Source organism: Paenibacillus sp. Z3-2 (assembly GCF_054161325.1).
Map to the genome: position 1 here is coordinate 5,923,906 of NZ_CP096397.1, position 22,392 is coordinate 5,946,297.

20 protein-coding genes are annotated in these 22,392 nt (G+C 45.7%); all 20 read right to left on the reverse strand.

The features are described from left to right. Window positions 1-67: 67 nt before the first annotated feature. The gene (locus tag M1D71_RS26515; RefSeq protein ID WP_458124297.1) at window positions 68-1,237 is read right to left on the reverse strand and encodes a flagellin N-terminal helical domain-containing protein; all 1,170 of its coding nucleotides are present in this window, start codon (window positions 1,235-1,237) and stop codon (window positions 68-70) included. Between the two features lie 143 nt (window positions 1,238-1,380). Then, window positions 1,381-1,626 carry a carbon storage regulator CsrA gene (gene csrA / locus M1D71_RS26520; protein ID WP_458124298.1) on the reverse strand — a complete coding sequence of 82 codons (246 nt, stop codon included), beginning with the start codon at window positions 1,624-1,626 and terminating at the stop codon, window positions 1,381-1,383. A 1-nt stretch (window position 1,627) separates the two neighbouring features. Then, on the reverse strand, window positions 1,628-2,074 hold the full coding sequence (gene fliW / locus M1D71_RS26525) for a flagellar assembly protein FliW (RefSeq protein WP_458127359.1): 447 nt from the start codon (window positions 2,072-2,074) through the stop codon (window positions 1,628-1,630). Between the two features lie 81 nt (window positions 2,075-2,155). Then, window positions 2,156-2,725, reverse strand: a complete 570-nt coding sequence (locus M1D71_RS26530; protein ID WP_458124299.1) for a DUF6470 family protein — start codon at window positions 2,723-2,725, stop codon at window positions 2,156-2,158. 19 nt (window positions 2,726-2,744) lie between these two features. Continuing rightward, a complete protein-coding gene (flgL, locus tag M1D71_RS26535) occupies window positions 2,745-3,665 on the reverse strand; it encodes a flagellar hook-associated protein FlgL (RefSeq protein ID WP_458124300.1) in 921 nt (306 codons plus the stop codon). A 23-nt stretch (window positions 3,666-3,688) separates the two neighbouring features. Then, the gene (flgK, locus tag M1D71_RS26540; protein ID WP_458124301.1) at window positions 3,689-5,245 is read right to left on the reverse strand and encodes a flagellar hook-associated protein FlgK; all 1,557 of its coding nucleotides are present in this window, start codon (window positions 5,243-5,245) and stop codon (window positions 3,689-3,691) included. A 19-nt stretch (window positions 5,246-5,264) separates the two neighbouring features. Beyond that, window positions 5,265-5,768, reverse strand: a complete 504-nt coding sequence (locus M1D71_RS26545) for a flagellar protein FlgN (RefSeq protein ID WP_458124302.1) — start codon at window positions 5,766-5,768, stop codon at window positions 5,265-5,267. 11 nt (window positions 5,769-5,779) lie between these two features. Beyond that, window positions 5,780-6,061, reverse strand: coding sequence for a flagellar biosynthesis anti-sigma factor FlgM (gene flgM, locus M1D71_RS26550; protein ID WP_458124303.1), 282 nt, complete (start codon window positions 6,059-6,061; stop codon window positions 5,780-5,782). 176 nt (window positions 6,062-6,237) lie between these two features. Then, window positions 6,238-6,642 (reverse strand): TIGR03826 family flagellar region protein, encoded by a 405-nt coding sequence (locus M1D71_RS26555; protein ID WP_458124304.1) that lies wholly within the window; start codon window positions 6,640-6,642, stop codon window positions 6,238-6,240. A gap of 241 nt (window positions 6,643-6,883) precedes the next feature. Continuing rightward, complete coding sequence (locus M1D71_RS26560) at window positions 6,884-7,780, reverse strand: ComF family protein (RefSeq protein WP_458124305.1); 897 nt, start codon at window positions 7,778-7,780, stop codon at window positions 6,884-6,886. Window positions 7,781-7,846: 66 nt separating this feature from the next. Further along, the gene (locus M1D71_RS26565) at window positions 7,847-9,736 is read right to left on the reverse strand and encodes a helicase-related protein (protein ID WP_458124306.1); all 1,890 of its coding nucleotides are present in this window, start codon (window positions 9,734-9,736) and stop codon (window positions 7,847-7,849) included. A gap of 171 nt (window positions 9,737-9,907) precedes the next feature. Continuing rightward, on the reverse strand, window positions 9,908-10,150 hold the full coding sequence (locus M1D71_RS26570) for a hypothetical protein (protein WP_458124307.1): 243 nt from the start codon (window positions 10,148-10,150) through the stop codon (window positions 9,908-9,910). A 137-nt stretch (window positions 10,151-10,287) separates the two neighbouring features. After that, on the reverse strand, window positions 10,288-10,464 hold the full coding sequence (locus M1D71_RS26575) for an aspartyl-phosphate phosphatase Spo0E family protein (RefSeq protein WP_458124308.1): 177 nt from the start codon (window positions 10,462-10,464) through the stop codon (window positions 10,288-10,290). 145 nt (window positions 10,465-10,609) lie between these two features. Then, the gene (locus tag M1D71_RS26580; RefSeq protein WP_458124309.1) at window positions 10,610-11,923 is read right to left on the reverse strand and encodes a helix-turn-helix domain-containing protein; all 1,314 of its coding nucleotides are present in this window, start codon (window positions 11,921-11,923) and stop codon (window positions 10,610-10,612) included. A gap of 422 nt (window positions 11,924-12,345) precedes the next feature. Continuing rightward, window positions 12,346-12,723: a hypothetical protein gene (locus M1D71_RS26585; protein ID WP_336762423.1), complete on the reverse strand. Its 378-nt coding sequence runs from the start codon at window positions 12,721-12,723 to the stop codon at window positions 12,346-12,348. 354 nt (window positions 12,724-13,077) lie between these two features. Then, a complete protein-coding gene (locus M1D71_RS26590) occupies window positions 13,078-13,800 on the reverse strand; it encodes a response regulator transcription factor (RefSeq protein ID WP_026081439.1) in 723 nt (240 codons plus the stop codon). A 7-nt stretch (window positions 13,801-13,807) separates the two neighbouring features. After that, the gene (locus M1D71_RS26595) at window positions 13,808-14,968 is read right to left on the reverse strand and encodes a sensor histidine kinase (protein WP_074092506.1); all 1,161 of its coding nucleotides are present in this window, start codon (window positions 14,966-14,968) and stop codon (window positions 13,808-13,810) included. A 47-nt stretch (window positions 14,969-15,015) separates the two neighbouring features. Next, a complete protein-coding gene (locus M1D71_RS26600; RefSeq protein WP_458127360.1) occupies window positions 15,016-17,739 on the reverse strand; it encodes a stalk domain-containing protein in 2,724 nt (907 codons plus the stop codon). 227 nt (window positions 17,740-17,966) lie between these two features. Further along, window positions 17,967-18,407 (reverse strand): stalk domain-containing protein, encoded by a 441-nt coding sequence (locus M1D71_RS26605; protein WP_458124310.1) that lies wholly within the window; start codon window positions 18,405-18,407, stop codon window positions 17,967-17,969. A gap of 117 nt (window positions 18,408-18,524) precedes the next feature. Next, window positions 18,525-22,319: an S-layer homology domain-containing protein gene (locus M1D71_RS26610; RefSeq protein WP_458124311.1), complete on the reverse strand. Its 3,795-nt coding sequence runs from the start codon at window positions 22,317-22,319 to the stop codon at window positions 18,525-18,527. Between the last annotated feature and the right edge of the window lie 73 nt (window positions 22,320-22,392).

Sequence of the window (22,392 nt, forward strand, 5' to 3'; positions counted from 1 at the left end):
TAGGCTTAAAAAAATAGACCCCAGGAAATTCTGGAGTCTATTGCCGAAATAATATATCCGACGAAAATTAACGAAGCAATTGCAGAACACTTTGTGGTTGTTGATTCGCTTGAGCAAGCATCGCTTGAGCAGCTTGAGCAAGGATGTTGTTCTTGGTTTGCTCCATCATTTCTTTTGCCATGTCTACGTCACGCACACGGGACTCGGCAGCTGACAGATTCTCGGAAGAGGTACCCAAGTTGTTGATTGTGTGCTCCAAACGGTTTTGAACAGCACCCAGTTTAGAACGTTCAGCAGATACGTTTTTGATTGCATCATCCAGTGTGGAGATTGCTGCAGTTGCACCTGTTTGTGTAGAGATGTTTACATTTTTCAGGAACAAATCACCAGTTTTCATTGATTCCACGCCTACACTGATGGTTTGGTTAGAGTTAGCACCGATTTGGAAATTGATTTCATTGGTTTCACCTGCAGTTTGATTTTGCATTTGGCGAGTTACCACTGTGAAGGAATCTCCAACTTTAATCTTTGTGCTGTCCACTGTAAGGTCAACACCACCAATGGTTACTGCATCAGCAGCAGCACCGGCTGCAGTGAAGGTAGCGTCAGTTGCAACACCTGTTGATTCTGGAGTAACACTGTAAGAATAAGTGTCAGTTGATGCATCATATCCTGTTACTTTAAGAACAAAAGTATCGTCTGCAGTAACAACAGCCGCGTCGGACGCATTAGCCGCCAAAGTAGAAGTGATTTCTACAGCAAAGTCACCTGTTTTACTTGCAACTGCTGCTGTCTCTTTTTTGAAGGATTGGGAAGACAAGTCACCATTCAACAATTTCTTAGTGTTGAACTCAGTGTTGTTCGAAATACGATCCACTTCATCTTTCAATTGTTGAACTTCTTTTTGAAGTTCTTCACGGTCGGAAGCAGTGTTCGTATCATTCGCAGATTGAACAGCCAATTCACGAACACGTTGCAGAATGCTGTGTGTTTCGTTCAGTGCGCCTTCAGCTGTTTGGATAAGAGAGATACCATCTTGAGCGTTTTTGGAAGCCATGTCCAAACCGCGGATTTGACCACGCATTTTTTCGGAGATTGCGAGACCAGCAGCGTCATCACCGGCACGGTTGATACGAAGACCGGAAGACAGTTTCTCGATATTTTTGCTTGTAGCAGAAGTGTTTGCAGATAATTGACGGTGCGTGTTAAGCGCTGTGATATTGTGATTGATAATCATTTGGTGTTTCCTCCCTGAAATAAGTTAGTTCCACATCCTTGTGGTAAACGCTGCGACATTAAGGTCGGCCGCCCTGCTGAAGCAGCGTCTAAATAATATATCGACTGGAAGTGAGCAACTGTTTATAGCAAAATGTAATTTTTTTAATTTTTTTTCTTATCCTCATTCCGAAGCCGTTCCATAAAGGCTTCAATGTTCGCTGCAAGTGGTGTTGCCGATTCCTTATTGGCTTCCTGAATGGCTGTGTACACCTCTTGACGGAAGATATCAATGTGGGTTGGTGCCGAGATCCCCAACTTGACAATATCTCCTTCTACTGCCAACACAGTGACTTCAATATGATCTTGAATAACGATGGACTCACCCTTTTTTCGCGAGAGCACCAACATGCTAGATTCCACCCTTCACTGATGCGACTTCATCGGCTGCCCATATGAGATGACGTGTTTCGTAACTTGATTGATGGAGAACTACTTGTTTGCCCACTCGTTTCTCAGGATTGAGAACAACTGGTGCAAGTAAATTCATTGTCGACTTATTAGCTTCCGCTTGGATTGTCACGATGGAGTACACCGAGACCTGATCTTGTATCTCTAGTTCTTCTTTATCTGCTTCCGATAATTCAAAACTGTAATCCGGTACAAACATAAACGGGCTAGCGAGTAGAAATGCCAATGCAGGCTCCCTCACCGATTGTAAGTAGTTAAATGGGGTGTCCTCCCAAGCAACAATGACAAAAGTATCTTCTTCCTCAAAGCCAGGCAGACCTTTCGGGAAATGGTATATCTCCTCTTCGGGTAACTCGATTTCTCCCCATAACGCAGTCTGAATATGAATATTAAACGCCTCCTTTTAATATAAGATAGATAGAAAAAAGAGCCATAGCGGTTTGTAGACCGTATAGCTCAACATTATACCCTATAATCCCATGTCAATCGCAGGTGGGGTATACTGTATGGATCCATATTGTTTCACATAAGCATCGAATATTCCTCGATGGTATTCAATCTCCGGTTTGTTCACGATGACATTCAGTTCGGAAACGGCTGGCTCATAATGAAGATCAGGCTGACGGGTCGTGAAGCGAACATCAACATTGTCCGACGAAGCGGGTCCACGTGACTCCGGAAATGGTCTCGCCTGCCAATCTGAACCCACGATATTGACAACTGTGTTACCCGGCTTATGAATGGCCGCCAACTGGTTTCCTTGCTCAACACGTTCACCCAAATTTTGAAGAAATAGCTGCTGAATCCCGGAATATATCCGATCATTCATTTCAGCCATTGTACCACCTGTATAGGCGGAAAAGGCTCTACTCTGATCTATACTCAGCTCAATTGGATAACTCTCCACAGTTAGCTGAGCAGGTTTAGTCTGCATCTGAAGCTCTGCCTTCGGCTGACGTATAGAATACTCCCCTAGCTTCGCTTCAAAATTTAATACAGTCGGCGTCGTGCGAATCTGAACGATAGGAAGAGTCTTCAATGATTACCCCTGCCTTTCGTTATCTTAGAAAATCAACCAGTGTAGGGCTAATTATTTTCGCCCCTGTGGATAAAGAAGCATTATAGATGTTTTCCTGAATTTTAGACTGCATGGCAAGCTCGGCAAAGTCCGCATCTTCCACCTTAGACTGCAAATCAGTCAAGTTAATGCCCAAGTCATCCAGACGGCTCATCATCAGTTCTACGCGATTCGTTTTGGCTCCAATCTCAGCGCGATAAGCTAAGATTTTACTTACACGACTATCAATAACGTCCAGTTGATCAGACAATTCTTTTTGATCACCTTCCGTTAATGAATCGATAATGGTATTAAACATCACAAAAATATTATCATCCTCTGTAGCAGAACCAAATACTTCATTTCCAGTAATATTGATGGGTAATTGCACGGATTCACCAACAATAAATTTAATTTTGCCTGGGTCAGTTACTATGTCTCCGGCATCGGTTGTATCCAAGCGACCCTCAGTATCCTTTGGGAAATTATAAGGCATCGTATCGTACGTCTCGCCATTGAAAATATATTTCCCGTTGAGTTTGCTATTGGCGATATCAACCATTTGCTCTTTTAACTGCTTCATCTCTTCATTAATACTGTCTAAAGCTGATTGCGGATTGGTACCCGTCGAACCTTGTACAACCAATTCCCGTACCCGCTGTAATACATCTCCTGCCTGAGTCAAGACTGTTTCATTAAAATCCAGCCACGATACAGCACTATCTACGTTTTTTTGATATTGTTCATTCGAAGAAAGTTCTGCGCGATAACGAAGGGAATACGTAATACCCACCGGGTCATCAGATGGTTTATTTATTTTACGGCCTGTTGCCATTTGCACTTGTGTGTTATTCATCTGTTGTGCGTTCCGGTTCAGGTTAAGCAGTAATTGCGAGCTTAGCATGTTATTGGTGACTCTCATCGTTCAAACTACCTCCGTTCTACTTATCGACCTACCACGCCTGTGGAATTAATTAATTTATCGAGCAATTGATCATATGTCGTCATAAATCGTGCAGATGCACTATAGGCATGCTGAAATTTGATCATGTTGGTCATCTCTTCATCCAGGGATACGCCACTAACCGACTGACGACGCATATCAACTTGTTCAACAAGAAACTCCGAATTGGATGTTTGACGTGCAGTTTCCTGAGATTGAACACCTAACTGACCTACAATCGCACTAAACTGCGCACCAATAGTCGCATTACGAAGACCATCCGTTGATTTCATCGGTGTATCTTTCAGATTAGCAAGCAAAAGAGCAAGTGTGTTATTCCCCGTAATTACGGTCTCCGCTCCTGCAGTATCAGTAGTTGTTCGCAAAGAAGTTGCAATTTTGTTCGGATCTTCTACAATAGCGGCATTTAATGAAATATTCCCCGCTGTAATTATTCCAGCTCCATTAGATGATGTGAAGAATGGCAATCCAGCAGATGTTGTTCCATCCTTGCTGTACCCCAGTTGGTGCAAACCATTTAAACCTTTAACAGTAACGGTTAGTTCAGTAGTTAGTGTGCGTGAAGCACCCGTGTAAGTCACACCATTCAGAACAGTATTGTTAGGAAGGACAGAGCCTGCTGGCAGCGTAATCTGAATTTCTCCGTTGGCAAGCGTATTAGCCAGATCGTCCATCTGTTCCCGATAATCGTTTACCAAGGTATCTCGAGATTTAATCATCCCGTGAACCTCACCGTTCGTTAAAGTACCTGCCGTATATGCGGCATTCAAAAAAGCAGAATCTACTACTGTCTGAACAGCTTCACCTGTCACAAGTGCTTGTCCATTCATCTGAACAGCGTATCCTTGTGGAGAGTCTGTAACCGTAATATTAATGATTTTGGATAGCTTATCAGCCATGAGGTCACGTTGGTCTCGCAAATCGTTGGCATTGTCGCCAAGCGATTCAATCTTAACAATTGCACCATTCAAATTCGCAATATTACTTAGATATCCTTGAATTTCACTACTTTTCACAGCAATGTTACTATCCAAGTCCTCGCTGAGTGCATCCAGTTGACGGCTTATTTGGTTCATTGCATCTGTCAGAGCCAGAGTGGTTTCTTTCACAATTCGGCGAGCAGTGACATCTTCGGGATTTTTGCTTAGATCTGACCAGGATTTATAGAAGTTATCCATGACTGTCCGAAAACCAGTATTAGATGGTTCATTCACAATAGCTTCCAGTTTCTCCAACGTATCACGTTGAATGGTCCAACTTCCGAAGTTTGTATTCTCATTACGGTATTGATCATCTAGAAACTTCTCACGAACGCGAGTGATCGAATCAAATTCTACCCCTGTTCCAAGTTGTCCCGGTGTTGTGCTATGCAAGAAGGCAAACGGCTCCATCGGAATAGCTGCTTGCATATTTACTCTTTGACGCGAGTAGCCTTCCGTATTAGCGTTCGCTACGTTATGACCTGTTGTGCTAAGAGCTGTCGTCTGTGTGAACAAACTGCGTTTAGCCGTTTCGATTGAATGAAATGTAGATGTCACCTGGTTTCCCCCTAATTAATCAGGCACGTGTGTCAAACATACCAATTCGCCCTGTATTTCCGTTCTTATCGGCAGGATGCTGATAAGTGGCATCCTGCTCTGGTCTTGAAGCGAAGATATCCATTGAAAAATCAATAAACATCAACGATTGTTCAATCAGCTTTTGATTCAGTTGATTAATTTCTTTTAATTCATGCAGTGTTCCCGCCAGCTTCTTCTGGACTTCAAGCAATCGCAGTTTGTCAGCCGGATCAAAAATCAGCTTCGAGATCTCGGTGATATTCAGGTTCAGCATGGACTTGATGCCTCGCTCCTGTAGCAGTTCGTGAACTGCGCTCTGCCGCTCGATCTCCAATGGCTCCTGTTGTTTCATGAATCGAGATTCTTTGTTGAGGAGGGCAATGAGTTCATCCACATCGTTTTTGACAATGACCTGTCTCTTGACCTCGCTGAGTGCCAGCATATCGCGGTGACTTTGTTCCATTTGCTGCAAAACTGCAATCAATCTGTCCAGTGCTGCCATTACGTGATCACCTATTCCTTATCAAAAGACTTAAAATACGGCAGCAGCTTGTCAGCAAGCTTGCTGCTATCTACCTGATACGTTCCTGAACTGACCTGTTCTTTCAGCTCCTGTAGCCGTTGTATGCGTCCTGCATCCTGTGTACGACTTTGTTCCTCAAGCATCTTCATCGCCTCCGGAGAAATGGATACTTCGTCCTTACGGCGGCTCTTCTTGGCATCAGCCTGCTGATTTTCAACGTTCCTCTGATATGAATTGATGGCGCCAATCCTACTCGGTTCATTGATTTTCATTTAACTTGCACTTCCTTCCACATTAGGTTTTTACGACGATATACGTTTTTCTCACTTTAACTTTATGTTATCAAAATGATTAGGATAATATAAAAAACCGATAATCTTTAATAAGTTTATCGGTACGTTTCAAAACATTTGTTATAGCAAAACATGTATTTGAGCCCTCGCTCCTATTAATCGCGCAGTTTGTCGAGAGCATTGTAGGTTCGTCCGCCTATATTGCCGTTATCCTTCTGACCTACTTCACGAGCTGCTCCTGCTAAGTCTTTCGTCAAACGATTACGGCAAGAGTCACACATATGACCTTCACGAATCAATGTGCCGCATACTTCACAAGGATACATCATATTCGGGGCGTTTTCGATGGAAATCCGTCCCTCTCGGATGAACTTGGTAATGGTTTTGATCGAAACTTCTGTTGCATCAGATAGTTCCTGTATGTTGGTGCCCTTGTTTTCACGCAAATAATCTACACAGATCTGATACTCCTGTTCCATTTCCTTAATACAGTTCGAACATACATCTCGAAAATTCAACGCATATAATTTACCACAGCGAGGACAATTACCTAGATTCATCGCTAAAACGCCCCTCTCAAACTTCCATTTCCGAATAGATAATAACTATACATTACCTTATTTTCTCTGATGAAGCCATAGTCTATTTGCAAAACAAAAGAGGGAACAGGATGCATATATACGAAAGCCCACTCATGGCTACTTTGGTTAAAATAACACTTCAATCTCCTCCCGTTGAGCATATTATTCTTATATTAAGAAGTAAAGTATTCCACAAATAGTAAACAAGTCCATTTATTAATTAGGATCTTGCCAGTGTCAGTGTGTAAATCTCGACCGGCTTCTCCATGGAGAAGCCGGCATTTAGGATAACCCGCCCACAAGCGTCCAAAGTGCTACCTGTTGTGTATATATCATCGATTAGCAGTAACTGTATGGGTTTGGCATGTGACATGCTCATCTGTGTTGGCAGATAAAATTCCCTGTACAGTTCTTCAATTAACTCCATGCCATCCGGGTTGATGGAAAAAGCGTTCTTCATCGTTTCAATACGCTCACCGCGTGATTTGAAACTTTGTTTGGTGGTGTTGATCTGGCGCTGCAACAAATCAACGATGGGTAGGCGGTAGGCGGCGGCAAGTCCTGCTGCAAGCCGCTCCGCCTGATTGAAGCCGCGCTCGGCCAGGCGCTCGCTGCTCACCGGAACATAGGTGACCGCGTCAGGCCGCCATTGCGGCTTCTTTTGTTGAGCAGGCGTGGCGGGACGAGCCACGGGGGCTGGGGGTTCTTTTGCCAAAACAGAATTTCGTTCATCGCTCATCGCTTGAAAAGCTTGAATCAACAGCGCGGTTAAGAGCGGCGCGTATCGTTCATGGCCTCTGAATTTGTACATGCCTATCCATTCTTTCATAAGAGGGTTGTATTGTACGGCGCTGCGGTTGGAGATAAAAGAACGGTTTTGCATGTGTGGACGAGCACAGTCCGGGCAACCGACACCCCGACCACAACGCAGGCAACGGATGGAACGAATCCATGGAATCTGTTTCACACAACGTAGACATATATCTGGATAGAGTGGAGAAAGGATCGCCCGAATGCCACATGTCAGACAAGTCGCTCCCGGTGGGGCGAGCAGTTGGTGAAGGCGCTGAGTCAAGTACTGCGCGTGATCCGTGATGTTGCTGAGCCAGTTGAACATTAGGATGCAAACCTCCAGTCTGGTGAATGTAATGTGAAATTAGGATATAAACTTGGTAGAAGACGATTATGTTTGGGATGGCGAATGCAGATAGCCTTTGCGACGAGCGATAGCGTTCATTTTCCGAATCTGTGCAACGGCCTTCACCTGTGAGCGTGTCCGACGAGATGATGCAAAGACCACTCTACCCGCCGGATCATCCATGGAACGCCCTGCTCTACCCGCCATCTGAACCAGCGATGCCTCATCAAAGAGACCATTGTCTGCATCCAATATAAAAACATCACTGCGTGGAATGGTCACGCCACGCTCCAGAATTGTGGTCGTTACGAGCAGACGAATCGTGCGTTCACGAAAAGCTGTAACTTTGCTAGCGCGATCGGGGTCCTGAGATGAAGTTCCTTCGATATGGATTGCGGGAAAGGCACGACGCATCAGGTTCACAAACGCCTCAATCTGGGCAATCCGTGTTACAAAAACAAATATTTGGGCGTCGCGCTTCAATGAAATTTGGATGTTAGTCTTCAAGGCAGAAGGAAGATTTCGTTTCTTAATACATTCAGCAACGGTAGCCATCTTGATCCATCTTGGCACGGGCAAAGGATGACGATGGAAACGTACTGGAACTTTGGCATGAGTGAGTTTCCCCTGTGCTGCTTCCCTCTGGAGCCGAGCAGGCGGTGTGGCAGATAGATAAACAAAATTCCCGTCCGGTTTACAAGAGGATGCCGCCGCGTGAGCGAGCATGGGATCGTTGTGATAGGGAAAAGCATCCAGTTCATCGATAATGACGAGATCAAATCCCTGATAAAAACGCATCAGTTGATGTGTGGTCGCGAGCGTGAGCTGAGCGTCTTTCCAGCGTTCGTCACTACCTCCGTAAAGGGTAGCGATTGAGGTGTCCGGGAAAGCCTTCGCCAGACGCGGAGCCAGTTCCAGCACCACGTCTCTGCGTGGCGTAGCGACCAGAGCTCGTCCACCACGATCCAATGTATGTTGGAGCAGTGGAAAAATCATCTCGGTCTTGCCGGCCCCGGTCACGGCCCACAGCAAAAACCGCCCCGGCCCATCCCCTGCGGGTGGCCGGGCCAAAAACGCAAGCGCCGCGGCTGCTGCGGCGCTCTGCGCTGCGCTAAGCCCCCACCGGGCGAGCCCGCCGCCGGTGGGGGCCAAGGCCGTGCCACGCGGTGCTTCGCCGCGCCCTGGCACGGCCCCTTGCGCTGCACTGCGTAGCAGCAGCGCACAGGCACGGCTGCGCCCCAGCGCGAGGCAAGCCTCGCAGTAGGCGCACGCCGCCAGGCCGCAGGCAGCGCAGGGCACCCGCTGCCTGGCTTCGCTGCCACAACGGTGGCAGCGGGGCGCGCTCCGCGCGCGTCCAAGCCACGCGTGCCGACGGCGCGTGGCAGGCCCTTCAAGGGCGGCTGTGATGCTCAGCCGCCCGTGCAAGCGCGCGAGCTGCGCAGCCGCGCGCCATTCCCCTGGCGGCTGGGCGGTATCCACCAGCAACGCCTCCGCCTCGGCCGCCAGTAATTGGCGGCCGCTAATCCGCTCAGCCAGCAGGGCCGCGTCCCGCTCCAGCTGAGCCCACTGCCCGGCGGGATACGATTCCGGCATCCCGCCTACCAAAGCACCACGCACAGCGGCACTCCCCGGTTTGCCCGCTGTAGCTTTCCTGGCCTCTGTTTCCCCCGAGGCCAGTTCATACACATCCAGCTTCCGCGCAAGATAACTCTGCCATTCGCGCTCGCCCCACTGATCCATGCCCCGCTCCAGCTCAAAATGTTCAACCAACCAAGATGCCTGACTTAACGGCAACGCTGGATCCAACAACAACCAGCGCAGCACATGTCGCCCACTTCCCCCCTCTAGCCACCAAGCTACATCCACTCGAATATCGAGAGACAACATCATGCTCCACCCTTCCCGTACACGGCATACATATAAGAAAACTTTCATTTACGCTCCTCCCCCATCGCACATTTTCCGAAAGCAAAAAAAGCACATGCCAACCCGGCTGTTCGCCGGAGCATGTGCTTCATGTCCATATTCAATCTTCGTATGATCAATCTACTTATTACTATATCAACTGAAACGCTACTCTACAAATTCAGCCATTCAAAAAACAGCTTATTTCCCAACTCGAATTACAGGTTGCTGATCAGGAGCTGTCTCAATATAGATCGACTCGCCAGGTTGTAGAATCTGACCATTCACCTCAAAAGTAAATGTCGTTTCAGGTGTCGTACCATATATATCGGGGACTTCTCCATCTTGTTTATATCCTTCTGCAATTACTTTGCTTGAGCTAAGGCTCAATACCAGGATCAATGTTATCAAAAAAATCATTTTCTTTTTGTATTGCTGTCTCATTAGATCATTCTCCTCATGAACCACTTCATTAACAACCTATGACCGGAAACTTATATATAAAGAGAGATGGACCTTATTCTACGATGTACGTTTACTTCAATCATGTTGGTCTGAATTGTCCAGCAACTGGTTATGTATTACTTAGTTTGGAGATGCCTGAGAATCATTCGATTATACCGATTAATCAACTCATCCAAAATCTCGGATTGCTTAATTACGATTGGATGTTGTAAACCATAAATCGCTGTTAATGTGTACAAGCTTTCCCTTTCACGTTCCAGTTCGATTTCTTGCTCACTCGCAACATGTTTCATAGCATCTTCACCTCTATAAAACATTGTAACCTCTTATGTAAAAACATAGATTTCCATTAGATATACAAAAAATATACGAGATTAACCACCATCTCTCCACCAAGTATATTAGTCGCCATTAATTTGATGAAAAAATGATTTCCTTTTATAACAGAAGACGTTTCAACTGGAATCGTAACAACTGACTCATCACGTTAGCATCATTGTTAATTCGATCAATAATTGACAAGCTATCCAAGACAAATTGAACTCCAATCTGAACACGATTGGATTTTAGATAATAATCACCTACATCCATTAAAAATATCGCAAACCGATCATCAATAATCTGGTCAGTATAAGAGCCCACGTTCTCCTGAGTGAACATATGAGATGATATATTTATTTTAAAACGCTCCAACACATGGTCAATATTCATATTATGCGTATTGGCTGCTTTAATGAGCTTGAACATTCCACGCAGAATCTCGTTTTCTCTTACTGATAAATACTCCACATACTCATCCAAAACATCTATTTTACCTGCAAGAATCTGATAGAGATATCTATTGGCTACTGCCCACTCCCGAAACTGTTTTTTCGTTAGCTCCGCCTCAAGATCACTCTCCATAATCCAGTCCTGATTTTCGTAAATTGAGACATAGTGTAGTGCCTGATTATAATCATTCTGCTCTTCTGCAATGGACCCTTTAATCAAATCCGAGTATAAAATATAACCAAACAAAGGTTTGGAAGGCTCCTGATAACTCTTCCCCCTTCTAATCCGTTGATGTTTGATTTCATATTGTACCCTCGCCAGTTTACCCATTCGTGTTGCCAGTTGCTCCGCCTTATCCCATCGGCGCAATGAAAGGTACAGATTCATCAGATCCTTCAGCGCATCCAGTTGCTCCAACTCATTAAGACGCACGACATAAGGATCGAATTGCACTGCATATTCCAGATTTTTTTGCTGATCATCAGTAATCGAGAGTTTGAATATTCGATACTGACAAATCGCCAATCGTTCGGCATGCTGATACCGTTCCCCTTCACACACTTTACGATAAATAATTAATGCAGCCGCTGCGCTCCCTTCAGCGTTTAATGATTCGGCACAATCAAACAGTTGTTGGATATACGAAGGATTCTCCATCATTAGATCCACAGTTCGTTCAATACAATCGTTTTTCCCAAGCTCAGCGCACCGCATGATAAACGGACGGAGTCTTCTCCAGTTCATCGTATAATCATCAAACAACTCACTTACATACTGTTCATAAAAATATCCCTCTTCCAATCCCATGTATTCTGTCATGATATCCAGAATTTTCACCGATACAGGCTGTGAACCGTTAATCACTCTGCTTAGCGTTCCAGAGTTAATGCCAGATTTCTCTGCAAAATGATACAGAAGGATTTTATTCTCCTCTATGTAATGTAAAAATTCTGTTCGAATCGTCATATCCAATATGCTCAAGAAGATACCCCCTTCCAGAAACACACTTCTCCCGCGCTAAACATCCATTTTAAGTCATTATATGGTTTAGTATTCCAGAGGTCAATATAATGGAAGAGTCTGCTGTGCATTTTATGAATTGATCTATCATCTCTGGTTCACACATACTAATTCTTCTAATAACCAGAATCTTTCTTTATCATGCGAAACTTTTTCCAGCCTGCATCGTCTATACTTTTAAATTAAGAGTTCTGACTTCGAAAAGCTTATTTCTTTGACCAAGAATTCACCACATCCAGACAATAACCATAGATTGCATAAAAACCCATTTTTAATTTAAAAGCAGACTTGGCTACAATTACAAAAAAAGACTACAGCTTCTGCTGTAATCTTTTCACTGTAGATCTGCGAAATGCCCATCCCATTTCCGTTCACACCCTGATTTATTGCTTTGGTTCACGCAAATCAATCAAGCGAAACGTGTGATCGGTCTGTGCTACCCGTTCAATATCAGCAGGGACAGCAGGCAGATAAGATGTCTCCATTCCTTGCCTTTGCATAAGCTTTTCAATAATCGTAATCGTTTCCGCTTCTGTACGATCAGCGACAACTGTTAATCTGAAGCTCTTTCCACGGTACAACAATTCCCGGCAAAGTGCTCTTACAGTGCCTTCGATCCGTCCTGCCTGATTGGAAGGGATGAGCAGGATCTGCTCGAAGCCTTCAGATTCCGGACGGGAAAGATGGCGCTGGTGCATGGCATGAACGGCCATTGCCGCCAGGAAGTATATGAGCAGAATCATAGTCAGATGAGCAACCATGGCAACTGCACCTCCTCGGAAGGTCATGCTCACCCATGGCGAACATCCCTGTATACAGCAGTATATGCTGTACTTTCTGAAGGGTTACACTTGCAACTCCTATCACTCATATTCCATTCTGATCGACACCGGACGAAGAAAGACAGGCCAGGTCATTCATTCACGCCTAAGCTTGAACATATGTTCCGCATAACTTCACACTTTGCTCATTCACAGCGATAAAGTCCATTAACCCGCAGACCAATCCAACATTCTGGAAAGGGCGCGAGTGTACACCAATCTATACTTCATCAGGTTGAACCAACCAATGGACTGACTTCCGATAAAAACACTGCTTTAAGAACATATAGGCTATTAGAGCGTAACCCAACCATATTTAATCGAATTGATTACAGCTTGTGTACGGTCGTCCACTTCCATCTTCTGCAGAATACTGCTGACATGGTTTTTTACCGTTTTTTCACTGATGAACAGGAATTCACCAATCATTTTGTTGCTCTTACCTTCTGCCATCAAGCGCAGTACTTCAGCCTCACGACGTGTGAGCGGGTTATTGTCGCCAGCGACAAATTTAACGCCTGCTTCCTTCGAAGCTCCTTCACTCATTGCCCCTGTTTCATTAAGATACGTCATACGACGCAGCTGCATGATCAGTTTGCCGGTTACTTTCGGATGAATGAACGCATGTCCTTCATGCACGGAACGAATCGCATTGATCAGAGACTCGGCCTCCATATCCTTCAGCAAGTATCCGTTAGCCCCTTTACGAAGCGTCTCAAATACATAACTTTCATCATCATGAATGGACAAGATTATCACTTTGACATCAGGGAACAGCTCACGCAATTTCTCCGTTGCCTCAACCCCGTTTTCGATCGGCATGTTAATATCCATCAATACGATATCAGGTTTATCCTGATTGCAGAATTCGAGCACTTGGATACCATCGCCGCATTCGCCGATGACCTCAATGTCATCCTCCATATTTAAAATGCGTTTCAGTCCCTCACGGAACAGCTGATGATCATCAGCCAGAAGAACTTTAATTGATGCTTTACCAGTATCACGGTTTTCCATCATCCTGCTACTCCTTCCCCTTATCCACGTTTGTCGGGATATGAATTACTATTTTGGTTCCTTGATTTTCTCCGGATTCAATCTCTATTCTTCCTTCTAACAGTTCAACCCGTTCTCTCATCCCAATCAGACCGAAGTGGGTATGATCCTTGCTTTTCTTCGCAAGAAGCTCCGGTTTGAACCCAAGCCCATTGTCCTGAACGACAATTTTGACGAGCTGAGCCTGATATGTAATTTCCACTACAACATATGTGGGATAAGCATGCTTTGCAGCATTCGACAGACCTTCCTGCACGAGGCGGTAGATCGCAGCCTCCATGGCTGAAGATAAACGATGTTCCTTACCTCTTGTTTCAAAAAGCGACCGGATTTTCGTTTTTACCTCGAAATCCTGCACATACTTCCGAAGCGTTGGAATCAGCCCCAGATCATCCAGTGCCATAGGACGCAGATTGAAAATTACTTTTCTCATTTCTTCAAGACTGGAACGAACCTGGCCTTTCAAATCTACTATTTCGGCCTGGACCATCTTAAAATCCTGCTTAATGAGCATTCTTTCTACAATTTCCGTCCTAAGCACTAGATTGGCTAGCATCTGCGCAGGCCCGTCATGAATCTCACGAGCAATGCGTTTCCGCTCTTCTTCCTGGGCCAAAATTATTTTCAAACCAATCATTTGTCGATTTTTGGCGGATTCGATGATCCGGGTCACTTGACCCAGTTCACCTGACAGGTACTCGAGTACAACACCCATCTGCGAACCGATGGTCTCGGCACGCTCTACGGAAGCTTCCACATTTTTGGCACGCTTCTGCAGATCATCCCGACGGGCCTTCAGATACATTTCCTTCTCACGATAAATCATCAGATCCAGCTGTAGCTGTGTTGCTTTCTCATAGGCCTGTTTGATATCATGCTCGGAATACCGGACAAAGTCCCGGCTAACCTCCGTCAGCCGGATCCGGGAACGGCGGTAATTCAGCTCCAATTGATCTACTTTCTCGATCGTTTCCGCCGTCTCCTTCAGCACCGACTTTAACTCCTCGTTGAGTGTTTTCAGCTCATCGCGAGTTGCGTCCATGATCTCGAACATTTGATATTTGCTGTTTTCCATGACTTGTATGGCGTTTTTAATGACGCGGTCTATGGCATCGGCTTGTAAATCCACGTTTGTTCGACTCCATTTCTATCGTTTCCGGTATATATCATACCATATCACGATGAGATGGTAACGGTCTTCGTTTTCTGTTCCCATTTTACAGTCAGACCAAGTTGCTCGGAAACGAGTCTAAGCGGGACTAAAGTCCTGCCACCCGTTACGTATGGTGCAACAGTTGCGCTCTGCCTTTTACCATTCAGAATGAATTCTTTCTGCCCTACAACCAGATCAATCAGCTTGCCACCACGTAATACCGTGATTCGCTGATTTTTGCTATCCCAGCTTGCCTGACCACCAAAAGCGTCCAAAACATGTTTGATTGGCACATACGTGGTACCATTTTTCAGGACCGGTGCTGCATCAATTGCTTTTTTCGTGCCATTCACTGTCATCGACTTCTGTCCAAGCACTAGCGAAGCTGTACCCGTAGGCAATCCGACTTCACTGGACTTGGAAGGCATCGTGAATGCGATGTTGTCAAAGGCAACCGAACCTGATTTCGCACGCTCATCCTGTCCTTCTTCCACGTTTACTACATAGACACGTTTCAGCTTCGCCGGATAGGCTATGTTCAGTCCGTTCAGGTCCACACTCAGCTTCTTCCACCCGTTCCAGTCAATCGCTTTGGCGAGATCGGCATATACCGTTTTGCCATTGGCATCCGTGAATTCGGCACGCAGCCAGTTCAGACTTTTATCTCCCATAACATCCATCGACATCGATGTAGCCGCAGCAGATACCTCTCTGCCGGTAGAACCGTTCAGTTGTGCATAAGCGTACATTTTGCCTGTTCCAGCTGTCATGTCATAACCGAGCTGCAGTACATTAGAGCCAGCTTTCTCACCCGTTCCTGCTGTAACGGTTGCCGAGCCAGTTACACCCGCTGCGTTCGTCGTGAAGTTGATCGGATAATTCACATTTTCGAAGTTCTCCCAGATCGTTTCGCTGGCAGAAGCCGAGAGTACCACGACTGTGCTGTAACCATCATAACGTCCAATCGCATATCCCACTTGTGCACCGGAATTGACGGAAGATACGGTTAATTGGTCAGCAGTCACTTTACCTTTGAACCCGATAAATTGCCATGTCAGCGAGTCCGCCGGAACAGTAACACTTTGTCCGCTCTTCGTCGTTGCCGTTACCGGAATCGACATCGTTGTGCCCGCTTTGAGCGAACCGAGACCCGATCCTGCTGTCAGAGAAGACAATTCACTTCCACCCAGTACCGATACTTTAATGGAGGATGAAGCTCCATTGCTCGTTGCCGTCAGGGTTGCTGTACCCGGCTTCAAGCCTTTGATCGTTCCGTTGCTAACACTCACGATGCTGTTGTTGCTGGACTTCCAGGACATGCTGATATCGCCTGTTGCGATCGGGTTGTAGTAGGTGTCATATCCTTTGGCTGTGTACTTGCCCTCTTGTCCCACCAGCAACGTTTGGCTGCCACTCACGGCAAAGCCCTTCAGTTTACCTGCAGGAGCCGTAGAGAACACCCCCAGCGTGTTTACAACCTGACGTTGCTCGGTGCCATACTCTGTGTTGAAGGTCAGGCTGGCTGTTTGCTCCCCTAACGGGCGGGTCACCATTGTTGTGGAGCCGCCTCCGTCCAGGTTCATGCCTTTCCAGACACCCACACTGGTCATAAAGGATTGCAGTTCCGTCAGCGACATACCGCTGCTATTACTATTTTTCTCTGCGGCAATGATGTAGACATACCGACCATCCTGGGAGTATCCTACTGCCGTTCTTGCACGAATGCCACCGATGCCTGAAGATGCGATATCACGAGAAAAGGAAGCTGCCTTTCCACCGTTCACCAAAATGGTGTGACCGCCAATCATCATCTCCAGGTTACTTGGATCAACCGATTGCCCGGTTGTTTTGGCTTTTAACTTGTAATCCGCATCCAAGGTTTGCCCAACGGATAGATGGCTCATGGTCCATGTCGCTGCTGTACCATGCGCACGCAAAATGTACCCATCCTTCGGCACCGTCATGTTTAACGCTTTTTTATCCGAAATTTGGGTAATTACTCCATTCTGTACTAGAACCTCTGTTGGGGTTGTGGAAGGGTCATTTGGGCGTTTGGTGGAAGTCCATACCGGTGTATAAATATACATCGAATTGGCATGGCTATATTTTACCGCCCCCGACTCTACTGTATAATCCTCTTTATTTATCCCACGCAAAGCAAATGTTGAACCATCCTGTGCCTTCACGGTCCCATCAAAAGAATACTCGTCGATCATCGGCTTGCCATCCTTGGTCACCGTGAGGGCATACATACCCGACAGTTCGGAAGGTGTGGAGACCAGTACGCCATCGGAGACCTGTCCACCAATGGGCGCGAGCTCCCCGGAGACATTGAAGTAATCGCCATTCACAGCAGCTACTGCACCATTTTCCTTAGCCATGGCACCTGTGCTCTGTTTACTGTTCAGATTACCGCCCTTGCCTGTCATCACATCCAGCTTCACATACGGGTTCTGCAGATCCACCTGGATCACATCCGCCAGTACGTTGACCTTGGAACCGGAACGTGTTGTTGTATATCTGTATTTCATGAGCTTCGCACCCGAAGTCAGAATCTCTTCACTCAACTTGCTTGTATTCGTAGATGCTGCTGCGGCCACCGACTGCCATGAAGTGCCTGACCACATCTGTCCGCCTGTACTCATCACTGGTGCAATCCAGATCACACCCGCCAGCGTCACAATCGCCCATTTCTTCACCTTACTACCCTTAACGTCTTCCAGCTGTTTCCCATGTTTCCCCAGCATGTCTGAAACGTCTCTCCCATCTTGTATATCAATCTTAGACATCACGAACACTACCTAGTAGCAGCAGATAGCGAGATCTCTAGTATACTCTTCTATTAATAGACTGCTTTTCGTGGAAAAAGTTACGCCCACAGCTAACTTTGAGGATATTCTTGGCAAAAAATAAACCCAGGCACGGCATTAACTGCGCACCTGGGTTCTACCTGAACAATGATTTATGTTGAATCCTATTCTAATTCTGGAAAAAACATTTCGGAAAACTCTCTATTCGACTTTTGATCATACTTAACCGAATGCTTGGTTAACCAGGCGGCATAACGGATAGGTAAATAGAATTTTCCATCAATCTGAATACCTGGCCTTTGTAATTCGTAGTAATCTCCCGATCCACTAATGTAACCATCATCCGGAAAGAAAATATACGTTGCATCCCCGATCTTGGCTGAAATCTCTCGATCTTTCACTGAGTAATCCGCTTGGTACCCCATTAGTTGAATAAACTCCCGAAAAGGGACATACACCGTTCCTGATTTTGTCATCAGTTTAATGTCTGTAGGCTTTTCATTCACGTACAGTTGTATGGATTCTTTATTATTTTGAGCATAAGCCTGTGATGGTATGGATATTAACCCCACAACGAGGAAAAATACTAGCATTTTTTTAAGCAAATTTACACCCTCTATCCATGAAATTTATGACTTTATAATATAAAAAAGCGAAACCAATCAGTTGAACGTATTCCCCTGATCGATTTCGCTTCACTAAGATAAAAGAGCTAATTACTATTACAGATATTCCAATTTATCCAGAACACGTTTCAACATCACTGCTGCCTGAGCGCGAGTTGCGTTCCCTTGGGGTTCGAACGTTCTCGCTGTCATACCTTGAATAATTCCCTCCTGCACCGCTTTGGCAACAGAATCCTTGGACTGGATTTTGTTGCTATCCTTGAACTTGGACAGAGTGGAAGCAGCCGAAGATTGAAGAGAGACTGTTTTCCCACCGTAGTTCATCGCACGTACCATCATAAGTGCCATCTGCTCACGCGTAATGGGACGATCCGGCTTAAACGTACCATCGGTATTCCCTGTAATGATTCCCGCTTCAGCAGCAGCACCGATATAGGCACTTGTCATACTTCCACTGCGAACATCCCTGAAACGACTCGCTGCGGTTGGTACTCCATTTAAACCCAGACCTCTGGCGACCAATTCAGCGAATTCTGCACGTGAAATGTTCTCATTCGGTCGATAGTAAGAGCCATTTGGTGCATTAATAATCCATTTGGCAGAGAGTTCCTTAATGACTGCACTAGCCCAGTGTGATGTGGTATCCGGATAATTAACAATATGGTTGACCGGGACTACCGATTGATTACCATTCAGTTGTCCTTGGACAACTACACTTCCTGGTGTATTTTTAAACGAGCTAGGTACGTTCGATAACATGAAGGTAACCGGATCAATATAAGTGAATCCAGATGTTACTGTAGAAGTACCTACTGGTAATTGCATGGATAACTGACTTTTCACTTTCTGCTCGACACGTTGATCGGTCGTACCATTACTGGCAAACAGGTATACATCCGTATAATTCGCAAGTTTCTGCGCTCCTGCACCTGCAATCAAGCCTTCCATCGTTCCTGATGAAGACACAGGTACCGTCTCTAACTGAACGTATAAGGATGCGACCGCTGCTCCTGTCGTTGTACTTGTGTTTGGCGCTCCTACACTTTGACTCATAGCTGCCAAATCTAAATTAGACAGTGGCACCGTCCAAAGACGATCTCCATACTTCACACCAATGGTACCGGTGCGATAACTTGAAGCAATCTGAGTTAGTGCATTCAATGGGAAACCGACATACGCAGCGGATTCACTATCTGGTATCTCGAACACAACTGGCTGATTCATTTTCCCCACTGTCGAAGCATATTCAAAAGTCTGGACTAACTTGTTGGCATCCACATTGAATTGACGAGTTGGACGATTGAAGTGTGACATCGCAGACACAGCCGATGCCGTATTGTTGTTCATGACAAGCAATGATTGACCATAGCTCGAAGTATCCATTTCCGTCAACCAGGCAGGGCGCCCCCCATTCTGGCTACCACTCGAACTATTGGTTGCTGGTTGCAACGTAAGCGGGCCAAACGCAGCTATTGTGACATTCGATGCATCACGTAGCGGTACAGCACCAGGTACATAACTGACCGTTCCCGTCTGAGTTGTTGTGGTTGCTCCCGATGAAGTAGAAGTATCTAACTTCAGCGTCACCACAGAGCCAGAAGCCGAAGCTGATAATACAGGTGCGGACGAATTGCCTAGCAACACACTAAACTGAGCTACTGTTAATGCCGCCTGTGACTGGATGGCATCTCGGAAGTTAATCTGAACCGTGTCTCCTTGGAGCGTAGCCGACAGGATCTTGCCATTACCATACGTATATGTTACTGGCGTCATATTGAGATAACCCGCTGGGTTATTGTTCAGATCCGTTAGCCGCAATGCTCCAGGCACATATGATAACGATATATTTTGTGTATCCTTCACAGCTGAAGCTAGTGTCAAGGTTACCAGATCATCGTCAATCTCGGAATCCGTGACGAAGATTGGCTTACCATCAACCAGAACAGAGTACTGGCTGTTCGTTGGTTTATTGGTCGTTTTCAGTGGTTCATTGTAGCGAACCCACAATTTGTTACCGCTCACCTCAGCACTCTTGAACTCAGGTGGTTTGGTATCAATGGAATTGCGGACATAGAAGCCGCTGAAACCAGCAAGAGCCTGTCCACGCGTGTCCTTCACAGGCCATGAACCTGGTGTGTACGCAACACGAACGACTTCACCATCTGTAATGGATCGACTGAGATTCAACGTCACTACAGAGCTGCCATTGATCGATATGCTATTAACGCCTACAGCAGACTGATCCGCAGTTACACTGAATTGTCTCGCTGCATCACTTGAAGTGATATATACCGTCTCAGGGTAGTACAACGTAATTGTACTATAATACACGTTACCTTCTCGCGGCTTGGACATGACAGAATCTAGACCATTCTCTACATCCCGAGCGCCAAAAGCAGCCGCAGCATTGGAAGACTGATCTGTAAGACGATTGCCTGTAGTACCCGGTGCATAAGCAATCCGCACAACTTGTCCTACCGCTACCCCTGTATCCAATACAACATATACACTTTCACCTGAAATATAGGAGGAGCTGACGTTTCTCTTCTCCCCATTCACCGTTACGGCGTAAGTACTACTCAGCGAATTGGTGCTGTTCAGCCACTTGTCATACGTCAATCGAATGGTGTTATTGCTATGCATCTTAGCCGTCTTCAGTACAGGCGGAGTTGTATCAACGCTTAATGTTTTAAAGGCCCATGATGTGGACCCATTCAGACCTGTGAATGCATTGCCTGCTTTATCACGAAACGTATTGGCTGGAATATCAACCACATAATTCGTGTTGCTATCCAATGCGTTCGTCGGTGTGATTAGCAATTGTCTATTGTTCGAACTATTGATGACTGTCTTAGATGCAACTGTTGCTCCATTTGATTTTTTGAGCGTTACATTTTGAATGTAATTCGGATCAAGCTCTTTGTTGAACGTAACTGTTAAATTTCCCGTTAAAGGTGCATTGGTAGTTCCATTTGCCGGAGAAACAGTAGACACTGTGAGGGACGTCGGATCGGATATGACATTGAATCCCCAAACATTTCCACTAATTGCACCGATATCATTCTCATTTCTATCCCGCAAAAAACCTTCTGGCATTACGATGTAATATGTAGTGTTGTTATTCCAGTTATTCGTGGGATCAATCGTAATTATATTCGTTCCAAACCCTGTAATTCGAGAGGGTCCTGCGGTTACTGGAATCTGCTCAAATATAGTACCTCCGACTCTTCCCTGATAGATAGTGAGATTCCCTCTACCTGCAGTTACTGGCTTATCGAATGTCATCACTACCTTAGTTGAAGGGGATACCATTGCTGCGTTATCAGGAACCCTGTTCACAATGGATGTTGAGCCTAGCCCCTGAGTACTGAAGGTCCACTCTTTGTTAGTCAGTCCCGGAAATGGGGTACTGTCTGAGTAAACAAATGATTTATTATCTATCTCTACGTAGTATGTTGCTCCAGGTAGAACCTTGTCCTTGCCCAGTGTAATCGTCACTCGTAGGCCAGTAGCTGGCACAGGCGTGCTGTCTCCCGCATCTGGTGTCGTAGGGTCTGTAATCGGTGGTGTGGGATCAATCGTTACTTGGTCACTGGATACCAGCACCGAACCCATCGTTGTATTGTCATCCAAACGCTTAATCACAATTGAACTTTGCGTCCCGGTTGCTTTCTGAACAGGTTTATCAAAATCAATAACGAACGGTACTGTACTGTCGACATTCGTTCCTTTCACGGCAGGAACAGTGTTCGTTATTCCATTTGCACTTAATGCGTGTGCCGCATATGCCCCCTGCTCAACTCCACTCCAACCCGTAAGCCAACCTTGAGCCGTCAGCATAACGATCAAGAGTCCAAGTATGCCCTTTCTGGCAATTCTCTTCAATTTCACTGATCTTCCCCCTTATCTGAATTTCTTCTCCTGTCTGATGAACAGACCTCATTATGTATTTCGGCAAAACGAT

Excerpts from the sequence above, each read along its gene's own strand:
- M1D71_RS26515 (WP_458124297.1), bottom strand. The coding sequence starts at position 1,237 with ATGATTATCAATCACAATATCACAGCGCTTAACACGCACCGTCAATTA.
- csrA (WP_458124298.1), bottom strand. The coding sequence starts at position 1,626 with ATGTTGGTGCTCTCGCGAAAAAAGGGTGAGTCCATCGTTATTCAAGAT.
- flgL (WP_458124300.1), bottom strand. The coding sequence starts at position 3,665 with ATGAGAGTCACCAATAACATGCTAAGCTCGCAATTACTGCTTAACCTG.
- M1D71_RS26545 (WP_458124302.1), bottom strand. The coding sequence starts at position 5,768 with ATGGCAGCACTGGACAGATTGATTGCAGTTTTGCAGCAAATGGAACAA.
- flgM (WP_458124303.1), bottom strand. The coding sequence starts at position 6,061 with ATGAAAATCAATGAACCGAGTAGGATTGGCGCCATCAATTCATATCAG.
- M1D71_RS26555 (WP_458124304.1), bottom strand. The coding sequence starts at position 6,642 with ATGAATCTAGGTAATTGTCCTCGCTGTGGTAAATTATATGCGTTGAAT.
- M1D71_RS26560 (WP_458124305.1), bottom strand. The coding sequence starts at position 7,780 with ATGTTCAACTGGCTCAGCAACATCACGGATCACGCGCAGTACTTGACT.
- M1D71_RS26565 (WP_458124306.1), bottom strand. The coding sequence starts at position 9,736 with ATGAAAGTTTTCTTATATGTATGCCGTGTACGGGAAGGGTGGAGCATG.
- M1D71_RS26570 (WP_458124307.1), bottom strand. The coding sequence starts at position 10,150 with ATGAGACAGCAATACAAAAAGAAAATGATTTTTTTGATAACATTGATC.
- M1D71_RS26575 (WP_458124308.1), bottom strand. The coding sequence starts at position 10,464 with ATGAAACATGTTGCGAGTGAGCAAGAAATCGAACTGGAACGTGAAAGG.
- M1D71_RS26585 (WP_336762423.1), bottom strand. The coding sequence starts at position 12,723 with ATGGTTGCTCATCTGACTATGATTCTGCTCATATACTTCCTGGCGGCA.
- M1D71_RS26590 (WP_026081439.1), bottom strand. The coding sequence starts at position 13,800 with ATGGAAAACCGTGATACTGGTAAAGCATCAATTAAAGTTCTTCTGGCT.
- M1D71_RS26600 (WP_458127360.1), bottom strand. The coding sequence starts at position 17,739 with ATGCTGGGGAAACATGGGAAACAGCTGGAAGACGTTAAGGGTAGTAAG.